Here is a 13,462-nt window from a genome sequence, read left to right on the forward strand (position 1 = left end):
GGGAAGGGGGTCAGACTCCTCTCTATCCCTCATTACAGTAAAGGAGTGAAGAATCCATGACCATAGCTGGAAAATCTCTTGAACAGTGGAAGAGTGAGAATCCACTATTCACGGATCTACTTCAATATAAAGAAGTGAGCTGGAGAAATCCGCAAAAAGGTAAGCTCCCGGAGACAGCTGACCTTTCGATGGAAGATATTCTGGAAGCCGAAGCTCGAATGAAACGTTTTGCACCTTATTTTCGAAAAGTATTTCCAGAAACGAACGGTATCATTGAATCGCCGATCTCAGATATCAGCAACATGAAAGCGAGGCTGGAAAAAGAAGAACAGATTAGCATCCAGGGTGATCTTCTCCTGAAACGCGATGATATTCTTCCGATAGCCGGTAGCATTAAGGCGCGTGGCGGCATTTATGAAGTCATTAAACATGCGGAGAAACTTGCGCTCGGCCATGCGATTTTAACGAAAAACGACGATTATTCGATTCTAGCTGATAAAAAGTTTACCGAATTCTTCTCGGCTTTTTCGATCGCCGTCGGTTCAACTGGGAACCTCGGGTTAAGTATAGGTATCATGTCGGCCAAGCTTGGGTTTAACGTCACGGTGCATATGTCGAGTGACGCGAAGCAGTGGAAGAAAGATCTCTTACGTGAAAAGGGCGTTCAAGTTGTTGAGCATCAGGCAGACTACGGAACGGCTGTAGAAGAAGGCAGAAAGCAGTGTGAGAAGAAACTCACGTGTTATTTCATTGATGATGAAAACTCGAAAGACCTTTTTCTCGGATATGCCGTAGCGGCTCTTCGCTTGAAAAAGCAGTTCGCAGATCGGGATATAAAAGTGAATGCTGAAAATCCGCTATACGTGTATCTCCCATGCGGTGTAGGTGGTGGCCCAGGTGGCATTGCATTCGGTCTTCATCAAGTGTTTGGCGATCACGTTCACTGTTACTTTGCTGAACCAACACATTCACCATCTATGCTGATCGGTTTAATGACAGGATTGCATGAGCAAATAGCTGTTCAAGACTTTGGGATCGATAATCAAACAGTGGCAGACGGACTTGCTGTTGGGCGACCGTCTGGTTTTGTTGGTCGTGTGATTCAACCAATGCTGGAAGGTGTCTATACGGTGACCGATGAGCGTATGAAGGAACATTTACGATGGGTTTACGATACGGAAGGAATTAAGCTTGAGCCTTCTGCTCTCGCGGGAATGAGCGGTCCGCTTGTAACAGCGGTAGAAGGGAAGGGTCTTCGTGGCACTCACCTTGTGTGGGCAACAGGTGGTAGCCTGGTACCGGATGAGGTGTGGGGAGAAAAGTGAAGGTATTTTTTTAGAGGGGTCAGGCTCGAGCCTGACCCCTCTAAAATACAAAATAACCAAAAAGTCCACATAACAAGGACAGTACCGCTTATTTGCTTCCAATCATTTTGAAACAATTTCACTCTTCAATCGTATCTATAGAAAGATTGGTCACGATTGTAAAATGAACTTAGTAGAGGGGTGCGAGGAGTTGGATTTGATTTTGGAGTTTTTAGCATTAGCAAGTGATTTTATTTGGTGGGGCGATCCTCCAGACGAGCAGCGGATTGAAGCGAATATTGTGGCACTGATGGCATACAGCTGGTTTGTTGAGCTTATTGAAAAGCCCCAATATGATAAGTTAGTTCGTGAGAATCCATCTGTCCGATATGTTATAGGAAAAATGAAGATGAAAAAGATGAAGCGGTCCCCGATATATGAAGAGAGGAAAGAACGGAAGTTGAAAAAAGAAATTCAAAAACAGATGGCGACGAGCGGTTGAAAGAATTAAAATCACGGCGAAGTGGCGTTTGATGGCGACTACGCCGTTACTGACTTTTGTTTCACTACGAAAGGAGAGTGACAAAGCAATTGAATTTCTACATTGCATCTAGTTTTCAAAACAAACAACACGTGCAAGTGATCGCTACTGAGCTGAAGAATCGCGGCTACAAGCTTACATACGATTGGACGAAAAATGAAAAAGCGGTTACCTTAGATGATCTTGCTTCAATTGGAGAAGCAGAACTAGAGGCAGTAAAAAAGGCAGATTTCTTGATTGTCCTTCTTCCAGGTGGGAAAGGGGCCCATGTTGAGCTTGGCATTGCGCTCGGTCGAGATATCCCTGTTTACCTCTTCAATGGAGATGGGTTTCACAGCTCAGAAGCAAGCTCCTTCTATTACACTAATGGCGTAACGAGAGTAGAAGATAGCCACGAGAAGCTCATTCAAATAATTGTAGAAAATCATGGCTTTTCTACTTAGCCTGTTCATTCATAGGCAGACTTGAAAGAAAACAAGGAGGTGTTATCTTGACGAATAAGAAAATGACCGAAGAAGAAATGGACAAGGAAATACACCGACTACACCATGTATTAGAGGAGCAAAGTGAAACCTTGAAAAAGCTTACTGGGAAAGGATTATTCGAAAGAGTAAAAACGGATGGAAAAGGAACAGTTATAGTGGATTCCGATAACATACAGCAGAGAAAGATGTGGGGCATTGATGATGAATGAGTAAGTAGGCAGGGATAGGGGTCTGGTACGTACCTGACCCCTCATAAAGACAAAACCACCAAAAGTGTCCTCCAACAAAGGACACTTTTTCATATTATTGATCGCCAGTTTTAGAGCCAATCCCTTATGGAGTAAGAGGTTATAGGCAACAGAGGCGGTAGGGGGACAGACTCGAGCCTGACCCCTAATCAAACCGCCTCCGCTCTCATCCTCCGCCCGCGCACCTCTCGCAAAACTTTCCAAATCACGAACACCCCTAGCCCAATGATTAAAATACTTAGCGTGTACGTTAACTGCACCGGTTTATCGTCTTTTACAAAGATGCCAAAGTAACCCCATAAAAACACAATAGGATAGATCAAATCGTCGTTGTAAAGGCTGAAGTAGACGGCGAGTCCTGCCCCGATGATGAGCATAATAATCGTCCAGGCGAGCTCATTCATTCCAAAAATCAGTGAGATATCATTTGCTTCGGCTACGACAAACGCATCTACGATTGTGGCAATTGATGTCCAGGCGAGGTAGAACGAGAACGGCACGCTGAAGAAAGAAGAGCGCTCAGGGTTTTTCGTGATGATCGTGTAAAGGATAGAGAGCGTAATCAGTGAACCAGCAATAAACAAAAGCGCAACCGACTCACTTACAAGCAAAGCGGTTCCTGATAACAACATGCTAGAGGCAAAAAGGTAGGAGATCTTTACATAGAGCACCTGATCACACTCACTTGCTGTAAATTGCCGAACGAGCGAAATAAGAAGCAACAAATAAATGATGATCCAAATGGCGAACGTGTAGCCAGCAGGGGCAATGAGTACTTCATTCGCACCCCTCATATCTCCTGAAAAGATGAGGGAAGAGGCAAGTAAGTACAAGTAGGCAGCAATCGTAACGAGTTTCATGGTCATGACCATTTTCCTCCTTCATAGGTCTGGTTACTCGTATGCTACCCTGATTGAAGAAATCCTATGAAAAAAGAGACAGAGAATGGCGAAAAGCCCTCTCTGTCCCTGATTTAACCTATTTCGAACTTGAAATTTTCCCTAAGAAAAAACCGTCTACTTCACTTAATTTCCCTCGCCACACGATCTTTCCCTGTGAAGGCGTTGGTTTGCTGTCGCCAAGATAAACCTTTGTATTCTTCAGGTGAATAAAATTGGTTTGGGCCTCGGCGGTATCTTCTAAAGACTGTCCAGCTTCTGCGAGTTTTTCGCTTAATTTCTGAGCGACATCATTTCCGTTTCCAATAGAGTCGCTTAACGTATCAAAATACTCTTTTGCTGAAATCGTTGTTCCAGTAATCAATGCGCCATTTATATTTAACGTAATATCGAGCGCAAAATCATGTTTGTTCGACGCGTGTGTAAAAAATTCAAGAATACTGTCTTTGCTTGATTCAGAAGCCATGTTCACTTCTCCTTTCGGCAGGTGATTAAGAAGATGTGTCGTCATTACTAGAAAGTGTCGTTACTTTCTCTTTTTCACGGTTTTGCTCATCGTTTTTATTACTCGTTTTTTTCGAACTGTTTGATTTTCGGGAAGTGCTTCGTTTCTTTTTGTTGGATGCGGACTTCGGTTCTTCCGATTCTTCCTCATCATCTTCTTCCTCGTCCTCGTCTTCATCTTCATTATTTTCATCATCTGCTTTTAACTGCTTATTTCCGGAAGCTTTCGTTTCGTTTTCTTCTTCATCTTCGTTTTCTTCATCTTCCTCGTCCCGATCGTCTTTCTTATTCTCTGGTTTACGAGAAGTTTTCTGTTTCTTCTTTTTTGAAGAAGGCTTGCTTTCTTCTTCTTCTTCTTCTTCCTCGCTTTCGTCCTCGTCCTCGCCTTCAACCTCTTCTCCAAGCGCTCTCGTTAAACGATCCAGTTTTTCTTCGATCTCGCTAAGACGATTTTGAAGTGAGTCATTTTCTTCTTTCAACGAGTTGTAGTCTTCGTTATTAGAATCCTGCTGCTGATCGGATTGAGTCTCGACTTGCTCTTCTGCTTCGATTGTTGGAGCTGCTTCGTTGGAAGCGAGAGTCGTTTCATTCGATTCTTCACTTTCTGAAGATTCTTGTTTGTCACGCTTAAAAAGATTAGCTGTTGAATTTCGAATTGAGCCTGCTGCTTGCTTTGACTTTTCTTTCGTCACTCTTCCGAAATCTTTTCCTTTGTTTTTAAGCTTTTCTTGATCGATTTTGCCAATTAATTTTTTCCCGTTCTCTGGAGTGGCGAGGTACCCTACTGTAGCACCAAGAATACTTCCAGTGACGGTTCTTGTAAGTGGTCCATTCAAACCGGCCTTTTTCTTATCCGTTCCGTTCTGCTGCTGATCCTGCTTTTCAACTTTCGTGTTTTGTTCTGTCATGATAAATCCCTCCAATAAATTATTTTTCATTTAGGTTAAGCCGATTTTGGCTTAAGTTGTTTTCAAGAGCTTCCAATCGTTCTTGTAACTGTTTGTTCTCCTGTTCAAGTGCGGCCGTTTTGTTATCTGCGGCTTTCGAGCTAAGGTAGGGGTCATTTTCCCACCAGTCCATGCCAATTTCCTTCGCTTTATCAACGGAGGCGACGATTAAGCGAATCTTAATCGTAAGAAGTTCGACATCAGCGATCCCGACCGTAATGTCTCCAGCAATCACGACACCTTTATCAAGCACTTTTTCTAATACATCGACAATCGTATTTGACTGCATCTGATGCTCAATAGCCATCTGAATGCCTCCTTTATCTGGAGCGAATTAAAGCAAGTTGCCAAGGGGGCCAAGATCAATATTCAAATCCTCTGCATCAAGGCCAAATACATCCTTTAACTCTTCCATTTTTTCTTCTAAATTCATTAACGCCACGCCAAGGTTCTCAACTTGCTCATCGGTTAAGGTACCGCCTTCGACGCGTCTCATCGCATGCCGTTCCACAATTTGTCTCAGAAGTTCAACGACGGTAAGCACAAGCTGGGCGAGTCCTTGCTCGGCATTATCAGGGTCAACGTTGATGCGACCACTCGTCGGGTTGTGTTGCTGCATAGTCCAATGCCTCCCTATCTCGATCAAATTGCTCTGAATTAATCGTGTTTCGCGTACCTTGTTTGTGCTGAACGAGTGTTTCAACAGAAGAAATCAGCACGCGCAAGTCGAGGTAGACGAGATCAACTCCGGCAATGGAAATGATTAAGTCTCCCTTAATCGCCACCCCTTTATCAAGAATGACATCTAATATATCGATTAAGGCGATGTCTTTGTTTTCAATCGTTTCTCGTACCGTCATGGAAATTCATCCTCACTGTCTTCTTTAAGAAAAGCTAGAAAAATGGTAGGGTGGCCACGGTCCAGATACTTCAAACTTCCAACCAATTTCCTGAAAGTCTCCTTCATATTGCTCGACGTTGCCTAAAAACTGCTCAACGTTAGACGTAGGGAGGAGGAAGACGCTATTCCACGCCATCTTTTCCTTGCGGCCCGTTACATCCTTACCCCAGGTTTTCTTAATACTGCCGAAGAGAGAAACGCTCTTAAGCTTTTCATGAATGTCTTCACAGAAACGATTTTTCTCATCTTCAAGTTCTTGATTAATGAGCTCGTCCATTTTCTTTTTCTCGAAAAATTGTCTGCCACGAGGTAAAGCACTAATTTCTTCTCGTTTCGCTTTAATGACCGGATTGCTTTCACTTACTTGCTGCTTAATCTGCTCATCATCGCAATAGATTTTAAGATTCCATTCTTCATTTCCATCAAGCAACTCAAACGTTTCCTTCAGCTTCACCTTATTTTTTTCAACCGTTTCTCGTAAGCTTTCTTCATTTTTATAAAGCGTACAGAATTTTAATGGCACAATCGTAAATTGTTGCGCGAGCTGTTGCACCGTTTCATGATGATGAAACGCTTTTTCTTGTAGCCATTCCATATCATTGTTGATTTTGTCGCTAATCGTTTCTTCTGAATAGGCCGTGTGATCCAGGTGACAAACGATCGCTGTCACGTCATCATTAGGAAGCATAAAGATCTCATGCTCACCATCAAACCCTTTTATAGAAGGGAGGGGGTGAGTGGCTTCATGTGTTGGGATCAAACCGTATAAGTAGAGGAGGTCCCCCATATCGTCACCTTCCATCTTTTTTCGTTAATTCTTCCCATTGCTCCATTTCTCGGCGCTTTGCGATTTCATATCGCAACAGCAATTCTTCTTCTTTTTCCGTATAAGCGTCTTCTGGTAGTTCGCCAAGCTCATACATCATCTGAAGCTGAATCAACTTCTTTTGAATGGTGGGAAGATCGTATAATTCTTTATCTGCTTCTTCTTTGATTTTTTCACCGACTTTAATGACAAGATCAAAAGGCGCGGTAACCAGTTTTTGTATCATTAAGCTTCTTCCACCTTTAAGTGAATGTTGACGAAATTATAGGCGGGCCATGGACCGGTATAGTTGAAATCAACTTTGTCTTTCCACTTCTCATGAGCTTCATTTACTTTCTGATCAAATTCTTCCTCGCGATCGCGATCAATGAGAAAGGAAGCATTTAAAAGCATTTTTTCACCAAGTGGGTCATTGGCTTTCGCTGATTCTGCGGTTTCTTCTAATGGCATAAAAATCTCCTGCTTAATATCGTTTTGAAGGGAGGCGAAGAACTTTTGTGCCATTCCCCCAAGCTGAATGCGTTCGTAATAGCCAGCCGCTTCTGATTTTCCTTTGACGGCTGCTGCCATTTTTTCAACCTCAGGATTGTCGTTGACAGCGGCTTCAAGCCAGTCTTTCTTGCCAATCACCTTTAATCCAACTTCGATTTTGCCTTTAATATTCGGAAAAAGGTTCACGAACTGCGGGTAAAGGTTCTCGAGCAGTACCTTCACATCGTCTTTCGATTTAAAAACATTTCCGAAGCTGATCGGGATGACTGTATCCTTTTCACTCATAACTTGAGAGACAGCATTCTGGTGGGATAAGAGATTGTCTTTCTTAGGATGGTAGATTTTCATCGGAACTTCAGCGGCTACCATCGCGGCATCTTTATAGCGAATCGTGAAAATATCACGCGTTTCATTTTCAAGTTCAATCGTTCCAAAATCATCATCTTGATCGGTTTGAATGGCACAAAAAATGTATATGCCTGTTGTTTCTGCTTCACTCATCATTGACACTCCTTTATTCCTCAACAACCTTCATCTTTTCACAAGCCTCAATAATCACTTGTTCTACCGTATCTTGGTTCTCTTCCATGCATTCGCTCATCGTATGAGCGGTTATATCAAGACATAGCCGTTGGAAATCAGCGTTTTCACCGTCTATCGGGATATCTGAATCAATGGCAAGCGTGGCGATCATGATTGAGGCGCGTAAACTAGGACCGTCCCCATTTGAACAGTGACTTCGTAGCGCTGCAATCAAATTGGTCACCGCACGTGCTTCGGGTATGACGAGGTTCGCCTTTTCTGAAACAATCAGCGCTTCTCGTTCAGCATCTTTATAATCGACGTTGATCGTAATCAAACGATCGAGCAAGGCATCTTGCGTTTGATAAACCCCAGCATATTCAGCAGGGTTACTTGTAAAAATAACCGAGAATGCTGGATGGACGCGGATAAAAGGTTCCGTTAGCTTAGAGCCGTATAATGGGAGGATACCTTCTTCAAGAATCGATAGGAAAAGATTATTTGTCGTTGGTTGTGAACGCGTAAACTCATCATAGACGAGCGTATAACCATTTTTCACAGCTTCCAACAAGCGACCATCCCGCCAGGTTTCCGTGACGCTTTCATCTTTCTTATAAACAGAGCGTACGTATTGATCGACCACTTTTTTACTTGTATAGCCAGTGAAATCACCAATTAAATCTTTGTTGTTTAGCTCATGATTTCCGTGGATGAGCATCACCGGTCGATTGCGCTTTTTGGCTAAGGCAAGAGCAAGAGACGTTTTTCCAGCGCCTGATGGACCGATATAGTGGACAGGATACCCGGCTTTCAGGTATTGAAGTGAACGTGAGAGAAGCTCCTTCGTGTCATCATCCTGTATTAGTGCTCGTTTATCTTTTTTCTTATGGTTTGTTAAAACGGTCACATCACAACCCTCCTGCTCGTCGCCTACATTTCTTGTCCAATTGCACTTCGATAGCGCACGTCACGTCTTGTAAAAGAGACTACTTCTTTATCATTGTTTAAGAGCACTTCATACGTTCCGAGCATTTCGTCTTTGGCATACTTTTTCATGTATTCCTTTTCTTCAATCACTTCCGCAATGACTTTCCAGCCTTCTTGTTCGTTCATTTCGACGGAAGTGATTTTATGGAGGGGAGCCACATGCTGGTTAAAAAAATCTGCGACTTGACTCATCACTTCTTTGATTTCCATACGATCCTCCTAGTTTAATAGGGGAGGTGGTGCGAAAGACCACCTCACAATTAATTTCAATTAAAGACTAAACTGGGCATTGCGCTCATTCTGCTGATTTGCGAGACCTTCTTCTTGTACGTCATCACGTAGTAGCCCGACAGCTTCAGCATATCTGAGCCATGTATCAACACTCGCAATCACGACACGGGCTTCAATTGTTAGAATTTCAATTCCTACAACAGAAACACGCGCGAAGGCGTCAATGACAATCCCCTTATCAAGAATACGGTCGATTACTTCAGCAAGACTCGAACTATCAGCACTTTTTTGAATAGCCATCATCATTCTCCTTTCATTTCTAAGATGTGATCCGTTTAATGTCTTTTGACGATTTAATATTTTCCGAGCTTTTAATTTCAGTGGAGCTTTTAATGTCGAGTGAACTTTTGATATCACTGACACCTTTAAGACTTCCAACACCTTTTACCTTTGTCTTCTTCTGATCAGAATCGGACATTTTTTTCTGGAATTCTTCACCTGCTTCTTTTGCATTTCCAAGCTTTTCGCGAACCGATAAAAGCACATCTTGTACTTTCTCTTTCGCATCTTCTGCTTTAGAATGAACGTTTTCAGCGTTCTCTTCTTTCGTTTTCTGCAATTTCTCAGAAGCGTCATTTACATTTGATTGGACACCTTCCTGCACGTGATCGCGCATATCATCAGCGAACTTTTCCTTCGCTTTGTCGATCACCTTTTCTTTCACATGCTCTGGCGTATGCTCTGCCACTTTCTTTGCGATTTTCTTGCCGACACTCATCGAATTCCCCCTTAAGGGACGTCTATTATTTCGAATCTACTAAGCTTGAAAGCATGTTTTCAATGCGATCTAAGCGTTCGTTTAACTGCTTGTTTTCTTCTTTAATTTCATCGATTTCCTCATTGGAGGAAGCAGCGGCGACTTCATCGTTCGCTTGTTGCTGCTCACTGTTGTTCTTTTTCGCCCCGGAGAGGAGACGACCCTCATATTTACTCATGTAGCCAGTCGCCGTTTGTCTTAACGTAAGCATGGCCTGTTCTGTAATGAATTCCTGCGCCGATCGTCTTAGTTCCTTTCCGGCATTTCTTACCGCTTCGGATTTGCCAAGGCTTTCAACGACTTTTTTGCCTGTTCCAGGATTTGAAAGTAAGCCAACTCCGGCACCAACCACGCCACCAATGATGGCGTAGTTCATTGATGGACGTTCACTAGATTCTTGTTGCTTCGAGCTCGTGCCGTTCTCAGGCTGGGATAGGATTTTGCCACTTGTGTGATTCACATCATTTTCACTCATGTTATTCCCTCGCTTCTATTTGATAGTGTTGTATGGATTTAAATACTAAACTGTGGTGCGCCGCGATCTTGATCTTGCTTTTCCAGACCTTCTTCTTGCACGTCGTCTCGAAGTAATCCGACGGCTTCTGCATAACGAAGCCATGTATCCACACTTGCGATTACGACGCGGGCTTCTATTGTTAGAATTTCAATCCCAACAAGAGAGACTCTCGCAAATGCATCAATCACAATTCCTTTGTCGAGAATACGGTCAATCACTTCCGCGAGACTCGAGCTATCGGCGCTTTTTTGAATACTCATGCTTTCACTCCTTTGTCCATAAATAGTTGGTATGAGACTTTTGAACTGGATTTTTTTATTGGAGTTGAACGTTGATTAATTCGGAATATACCTCGGTCTGACTCGCTTGAAACCATCACAATTGCGCAAAAATCGTAAAAGAGACATTTTTTAAACATCTTTTTGAAGTTTTCAACACTTTTGTAATAAAAGTTTCTTTATTCCATAAGGGTTTGAGCAATATTTAGCATTTTATTAAGACAAATATTACAAATATATAACAGTTGATGGACTTTTTTTGATGATTGAAATCGCTCTCAAAAAAGTAGTACAAAAGACAGAGTGGTGGGGGTTGAAGGGAAAAAAAGAAGAGGTAAATGATGGGTGAAAGAAGGAGAGGGGGTCAGGCGCGAGCCTGACCCCCCTTGCAAACAACTGTCCTCCTACAAAGAACACTCTCCATTCCTCTTGACCCTCCCATTCGTTTAAACTACACTATGTAGTGTGAGGTGGACGCGATGAAAATTCAGCAGTTCAAGATAAATGAAACAGGGTTGAATCGCTTCTTTGGTTCGCTTGAAGCGAAGATACTGGATATTCTCTGGAATGGACCGGAGATGTCGATCAAAGACGTGAAGCAAAAGCTTGATCAGGAGAAAAGCACGAATTTTAACACGGTGATGACGGTAATGAACCGTCTCGTGGATAAAGGAGTGCTTGTGAAAAGAACGGAGAAACGGTCTTCCATGTTCAAGCCGCTTTTCTCGAAGGAAGAATTTTTACAAACGCAGTCGAAGGAGCTAACGAAGGACTTGATGGATGAGTTTGGCCCGCTGGCTGTGAATCATATGCTTGATGCGCTTGATGAAGCGGATCCAGTTCTTATTGAAAAGCTTGAGCAAAAAATCAAGCAGCTAAAGGAGAAGTAGGATGAAAATTAAACGGCCAGGACTTGTTTTCACGCTGTCCTTTTTTCTCGTTGTAGCCCTGATCGTTCAAATGGCGATGTACAGTCTGCATCTGTTCTCAAACTGGAATCTGATGTTTACCGTTTTCGAAGCATGTCACAACTTGTTTCGAGCGATCGGGATATCTTCGATGAACGTGATGCTGGAAATGCTCATTCTTTCAACGGTAGCGCTTGTTTTGATTAGGCTAACGAAGCAGATTGCACGATACGTTACTTTTTCGAAGCGATTGGCCGTGCTCATCGATGAGTCGATTACGAATCAAATGGCTGACCACTATGAACTTCAGCACTCGCTGATCGTAATTATTCATGAGGCTCCGCTCGCCCTTACATATGGTTTTGTGAAACCAAAAATTGTTCTTTCAACTGCGCTTGTGAACATGCTAACGGAGGAAGAGCTACGCGCTGTCATTTGTCATGAACAATTTCATCAACAGCACCGTGACCCGTTCAAAAAGTTTCTCGTCACGCTTCTTGTCACCGCTCTCTGGTACGTGCCGATTCTGAAATGGGTATCGAAACACTATCAAACGCTAAGAGAAATTGCGGCGGATCGGTTCGCGATGCAGCAAACGAACAATAGGGTCGACCTTAGTAGCGCCCTGTTAAAATTATTGAAAAATGAGCACAGGTTGCGTCATGCATTTGCCGTTTCGTTCGCCGATACGTCGGTCAATGATCGCATTCAGCACATTCTTTCCCCTGAGAAAGAAGTGCATGCTACGCTACCTGTAGGAACGATTTGTTATTCGATTTATATCGTGTTAGGGTTAACCGTCATGTTTACGGTGGCGACACCCTAACTCTTTTATGGAAATTAGCACTACGATGTGTAGTGTGAATCAAAGGAGAATGTAAAGATGAAATTATCAACAAATGCGGCCTTTCTCGTGCTTCGTCTTGCGCTTGGCCTGATTTTTATCGTTCATGGATTTGATAAGTTTGCAGGGGGGATCGAGAATACGGCCCATTTTTTTGAAAGTATCGGGATCAGTGGTGGATTAGCTTACGTCGTGGCTACGATTGAACTGATAGGCGGTATTCTAATGATCCTTGGACTAGGAACGCGCATCGTCGCGGCGCTCTTTATCATCGTCATGCTGGGTGCTGTATTTACTGTGAAAAGCGGGACTGGCTTTATTGGAGGATACGAGCTTGATCTCGCGCTACTCGGTATGTCACTCGCTCTGCTAATAAGCGGAGGCGGTGCCATATCGGTTGAACATCAACTTTTCTCAAAACAGTCGAAAGAGGTGCAAGCATAATGGAAAATGGGAAAAAGGGTAAGAAGCAAGCACAAAAGCCGAAGTCGAAAGCGTGGATTTACGGTTTGGCGGCTGTGGTGGCTGCGGTGATCGTAGTCGTTATCATCTTGGCGACTGGCTCGAACTCGGGCGAATCGAGTGAAGAAGCAATGAACCAGCCGTTTCTTGGAGATGAAGAGGCACAGGTGGAAGTGATTGAGTTTGGTGATTACAAATGTCCTTATTGCAAGGCGTTCGAGCAATCTTTCTTTCCGCAAATTAATCAGGAGCTCATTCAAACAGGTGATGTAAAATTTACGTTCATCAACTATCCGTTTATTAATGTGGATTCCAATCGCTCGGCAGAATTTGCAGAAGTCGTGTATCAAGAGCTTGGCAACGATATTTTCTGGGAATTTCATCACTTAATGTACGAAAAGCAAACGGAAGGAACGGAGCAGGAGGATATTTATACAGAAGCTTACCTCGTCGAAACGTTGAAAGAAATCACTGATGAAGAACAAGCAGAGCAAGTGCTTACCGCCTTTCAAGATGGTGCTGGGGAAGACGCGGTGGAGTACGACCTTAAACGTGCGAAGGATCTAAACGTCAGCGGTACGCCGGCGCTATTCGTGAACAATGAGCCGTTTGAAGGGCAGACGATCGAGGATTTGAAGGAAATGGTGGAAGAAGCAAAGGGAGAGTAAGTTTGAAAACCTCAATTGTCCACGTGTGGTGGACAATTGAGGTTTTTTGTTTTTGAGTGGGGTCAGGCTCGAGCCTGACCC

Annotated in this window: 23 protein-coding genes; 8 read left to right on the forward strand and 15 right to left on the reverse strand. The window is 43.2% G+C overall.

The features are described 5' to 3' along the window. The first annotated feature begins 56 nt into the window (after positions 1–56). The 4 genes from LC090_RS01650 to LC090_RS01665 all read left to right on the forward strand — a co-directional run bounded on the left by LC090_RS01650 (position 57) and on the right by LC090_RS01665 (position 2,539). Entirely contained in the window at positions 57–1,325 is a 1,269-nt protein-coding gene (locus tag LC090_RS01650; RefSeq protein ID WP_226654613.1) for a D-serine ammonia-lyase, read from the forward strand. 190 nt (positions 1,326–1,515) lie between these two features. Further along, complete coding sequence (locus LC090_RS01655) at positions 1,516–1,806, forward strand: hypothetical protein (protein WP_226654616.1); 291 nt, start codon at positions 1,516–1,518, stop codon at positions 1,804–1,806. A gap of 77 nt (positions 1,807–1,883) precedes the next feature. Further along, entirely contained in the window at positions 1,884–2,288 is a 405-nt protein-coding gene (locus LC090_RS01660) for a nucleoside 2-deoxyribosyltransferase (RefSeq protein ID WP_226654619.1), read from the forward strand. A 47-nt stretch (positions 2,289–2,335) separates the two neighbouring features. After that, a complete protein-coding gene (locus tag LC090_RS01665) occupies positions 2,336–2,539 on the forward strand; it encodes a hypothetical protein (RefSeq protein ID WP_226654622.1) in 204 nt (67 codons plus the stop codon). Between the two features lie 188 nt (positions 2,540–2,727). Here LC090_RS01665 and LC090_RS01670 read toward each other — a convergent pair whose 3' ends face one another. The 15 genes from LC090_RS01670 to gvpA form a co-directional block, all read right to left on the reverse strand. Then, positions 2,728–3,444 (reverse strand): tryptophan-rich sensory protein, encoded by a 717-nt coding sequence (locus LC090_RS01670; protein WP_226654625.1) that lies wholly within the window; start codon positions 3,442–3,444, stop codon positions 2,728–2,730. Between the two features lie 112 nt (positions 3,445–3,556). Next, positions 3,557–3,943 carry a gas vesicle accessory protein GvpU gene (gene gvpU, locus LC090_RS01675; protein WP_226654627.1) on the reverse strand — a complete coding sequence of 129 codons (387 nt, stop codon included), beginning with the start codon at positions 3,941–3,943 and terminating at the stop codon, positions 3,557–3,559. A 25-nt stretch (positions 3,944–3,968) separates the two neighbouring features. Beyond that, positions 3,969–4,889, reverse strand: coding sequence for a YtxH domain-containing protein (gvpT, locus tag LC090_RS01680; RefSeq protein WP_226654630.1), 921 nt, complete (start codon positions 4,887–4,889; stop codon positions 3,969–3,971). Positions 4,890–4,908: 19 nt separating this feature from the next. Further along, positions 4,909–5,235 (reverse strand): gas vesicle protein, encoded by a 327-nt coding sequence (locus LC090_RS01685; RefSeq protein WP_224881616.1) that lies wholly within the window; start codon positions 5,233–5,235, stop codon positions 4,909–4,911. A 27-nt stretch (positions 5,236–5,262) separates the two neighbouring features. Continuing rightward, positions 5,263–5,547: a gas vesicle protein K gene (locus tag LC090_RS01690; RefSeq protein WP_226654633.1), complete on the reverse strand. Its 285-nt coding sequence runs from the start codon at positions 5,545–5,547 to the stop codon at positions 5,263–5,265. Next, on the reverse strand, positions 5,507–5,788 hold the full coding sequence (locus tag LC090_RS01695) for a gas vesicle protein (RefSeq protein ID WP_226654636.1): 282 nt from the start codon (positions 5,786–5,788) through the stop codon (positions 5,507–5,509). Before LC090_RS01695 ends, LC090_RS01690 begins: the two co-directional genes overlap by 41 nt. A gap of 24 nt (positions 5,789–5,812) precedes the next feature. Beyond that, complete coding sequence (locus tag LC090_RS01700; protein WP_226654638.1) at positions 5,813–6,616, reverse strand: GvpL/GvpF family gas vesicle protein; 804 nt, start codon at positions 6,614–6,616, stop codon at positions 5,813–5,815. A gap of 4 nt (positions 6,617–6,620) precedes the next feature. Continuing rightward, positions 6,621–6,881 carry a gas vesicle protein GvpG gene (locus LC090_RS01705; RefSeq protein ID WP_159786151.1) on the reverse strand — a complete coding sequence of 87 codons (261 nt, stop codon included), beginning with the start codon at positions 6,879–6,881 and terminating at the stop codon, positions 6,621–6,623. Continuing rightward, a complete protein-coding gene (locus tag LC090_RS01710; protein WP_226654640.1) occupies positions 6,881–7,648 on the reverse strand; it encodes a GvpL/GvpF family gas vesicle protein in 768 nt (255 codons plus the stop codon). Before LC090_RS01710 ends, LC090_RS01705 begins: the two co-directional genes overlap by 1 nt. A 13-nt stretch (positions 7,649–7,661) precedes the next feature. After that, positions 7,662–8,576 (reverse strand): gas vesicle protein GvpN, encoded by a 915-nt coding sequence (gvpN, locus tag LC090_RS01715; protein WP_226654642.1) that lies wholly within the window; start codon positions 8,574–8,576, stop codon positions 7,662–7,664. A 23-nt stretch (positions 8,577–8,599) separates the two neighbouring features. Next, positions 8,600–8,866 carry a gas vesicle protein GvpO gene (gene gvpO, locus LC090_RS01720; RefSeq protein ID WP_224590721.1) on the reverse strand — a complete coding sequence of 89 codons (267 nt, stop codon included), beginning with the start codon at positions 8,864–8,866 and terminating at the stop codon, positions 8,600–8,602. A gap of 60 nt (positions 8,867–8,926) precedes the next feature. Then, positions 8,927–9,187 carry a gas vesicle protein GvpJ gene (gene gvpJ / locus LC090_RS01725; RefSeq protein ID WP_226654644.1) on the reverse strand — a complete coding sequence of 87 codons (261 nt, stop codon included), beginning with the start codon at positions 9,185–9,187 and terminating at the stop codon, positions 8,927–8,929. A gap of 19 nt (positions 9,188–9,206) precedes the next feature. After that, the gene (gene gvpQ / locus LC090_RS01730) at positions 9,207–9,665 is read right to left on the reverse strand and encodes a gas vesicle protein GvpQ (protein ID WP_226654646.1); all 459 of its coding nucleotides are present in this window, start codon (positions 9,663–9,665) and stop codon (positions 9,207–9,209) included. Between the two features lie 25 nt (positions 9,666–9,690). Continuing rightward, complete coding sequence (gvpT, locus tag LC090_RS01735; RefSeq protein ID WP_226654649.1) at positions 9,691–10,179, reverse strand: GvpT/GvpP family gas vesicle accessory protein; 489 nt, start codon at positions 10,177–10,179, stop codon at positions 9,691–9,693. Positions 10,180–10,217: 38 nt separating this feature from the next. Next, positions 10,218–10,481 (reverse strand): gas vesicle structural protein GvpA, encoded by a 264-nt coding sequence (gene gvpA / locus LC090_RS01740; protein WP_226654652.1) that lies wholly within the window; start codon positions 10,479–10,481, stop codon positions 10,218–10,220. Positions 10,482–10,978: 497 nt separating this feature from the next. Here gvpA and LC090_RS01745 point away from each other — a divergent pair, with 497 nt between their 5' ends. Genes LC090_RS01745 through LC090_RS01760 form a run of 4 tightly spaced genes read left to right on the forward strand, consistent with a single transcriptional unit; the run spans position 10,979 to position 13,381 of the window. After that, a complete protein-coding gene (locus tag LC090_RS01745; protein WP_226654654.1) occupies positions 10,979–11,389 on the forward strand; it encodes a BlaI/MecI/CopY family transcriptional regulator in 411 nt (136 codons plus the stop codon). A 1-nt stretch (position 11,390) separates the two neighbouring features. After that, positions 11,391–12,233 (forward strand): M56 family metallopeptidase, encoded by an 843-nt coding sequence (locus tag LC090_RS01750; protein ID WP_226654657.1) that lies wholly within the window; start codon positions 11,391–11,393, stop codon positions 12,231–12,233. A gap of 57 nt (positions 12,234–12,290) precedes the next feature. Beyond that, a complete protein-coding gene (locus LC090_RS01755) occupies positions 12,291–12,695 on the forward strand; it encodes a DoxX family protein (RefSeq protein ID WP_226654660.1) in 405 nt (134 codons plus the stop codon). Further along, positions 12,695–13,381: a DsbA family protein gene (locus LC090_RS01760; protein ID WP_226654663.1), complete on the forward strand. Its 687-nt coding sequence runs from the start codon at positions 12,695–12,697 to the stop codon at positions 13,379–13,381. Before LC090_RS01755 ends, LC090_RS01760 begins: the two co-directional genes overlap by 1 nt. The last annotated feature ends 81 nt before the right edge of the window (positions 13,382–13,462 follow it).

This window comes from Guptibacillus hwajinpoensis (assembly GCF_020524165.1).
In the GTDB taxonomy this organism is placed as follows: domain Bacteria; phylum Bacillota; class Bacilli; order Bacillales; family Guptibacillaceae; genus Guptibacillus; species Guptibacillus hwajinpoensis_D.

Excerpts from the sequence above, each read along its gene's own strand:
- LC090_RS01650 (WP_226654613.1), top strand. The coding sequence starts at position 57 with ATGACCATAGCTGGAAAATCTCTTGAACAGTGGAAGAGTGAGAATCCA.
- LC090_RS01670 (WP_226654625.1), bottom strand. The coding sequence starts at position 3,444 with ATGACCATGAAACTCGTTACGATTGCTGCCTACTTGTACTTACTTGCC.
- gvpU (WP_226654627.1), bottom strand. The coding sequence starts at position 3,943 with ATGGCTTCTGAATCAAGCAAAGACAGTATTCTTGAATTTTTTACACAC.
- gvpT (WP_226654630.1), bottom strand. The coding sequence starts at position 4,889 with ATGACAGAACAAAACACGAAAGTTGAAAAGCAGGATCAGCAGCAGAAC.
- LC090_RS01685 (WP_224881616.1), bottom strand. The coding sequence starts at position 5,235 with ATGGCTATTGAGCATCAGATGCAGTCAAATACGATTGTCGATGTATTA.
- LC090_RS01690 (WP_226654633.1), bottom strand. The coding sequence starts at position 5,547 with ATGCAGCAACACAACCCGACGAGTGGTCGCATCAACGTTGACCCTGAT.
- LC090_RS01695 (WP_226654636.1), bottom strand. The coding sequence starts at position 5,788 with ATGACGGTACGAGAAACGATTGAAAACAAAGACATCGCCTTAATCGAT.
- LC090_RS01700 (WP_226654638.1), bottom strand. The coding sequence starts at position 6,616 with ATGGGGGACCTCCTCTACTTATACGGTTTGATCCCAACACATGAAGCC.
- LC090_RS01705 (WP_159786151.1), bottom strand. The coding sequence starts at position 6,881 with ATGATACAAAAACTGGTTACCGCGCCTTTTGATCTTGTCATTAAAGTC.
- LC090_RS01710 (WP_226654640.1), bottom strand. The coding sequence starts at position 7,648 with ATGAGTGAAGCAGAAACAACAGGCATATACATTTTTTGTGCCATTCAA.
- gvpO (WP_224590721.1), bottom strand. The coding sequence starts at position 8,866 with ATGGAAATCAAAGAAGTGATGAGTCAAGTCGCAGATTTTTTTAACCAG.
- gvpJ (WP_226654644.1), bottom strand. The coding sequence starts at position 9,187 with ATGGCTATTCAAAAAAGTGCTGATAGTTCGAGTCTTGCTGAAGTAATC.
- gvpQ (WP_226654646.1), bottom strand. The coding sequence starts at position 9,665 with ATGAGTGTCGGCAAGAAAATCGCAAAGAAAGTGGCAGAGCATACGCCA.
- gvpT (WP_226654649.1), bottom strand. The coding sequence starts at position 10,179 with ATGAGTGAAAATGATGTGAATCACACAAGTGGCAAAATCCTATCCCAG.
- gvpA (WP_226654652.1), bottom strand. The coding sequence starts at position 10,481 with ATGAGTATTCAAAAAAGCGCCGATAGCTCGAGTCTCGCGGAAGTGATT.
- LC090_RS01745 (WP_226654654.1), top strand. The coding sequence starts at position 10,979 with ATGAAAATTCAGCAGTTCAAGATAAATGAAACAGGGTTGAATCGCTTC.
- LC090_RS01750 (WP_226654657.1), top strand. The coding sequence starts at position 11,391 with ATGAAAATTAAACGGCCAGGACTTGTTTTCACGCTGTCCTTTTTTCTC.
- LC090_RS01755 (WP_226654660.1), top strand. The coding sequence starts at position 12,291 with ATGAAATTATCAACAAATGCGGCCTTTCTCGTGCTTCGTCTTGCGCTT.
- LC090_RS01760 (WP_226654663.1), top strand. The coding sequence starts at position 12,695 with ATGGAAAATGGGAAAAAGGGTAAGAAGCAAGCACAAAAGCCGAAGTCG.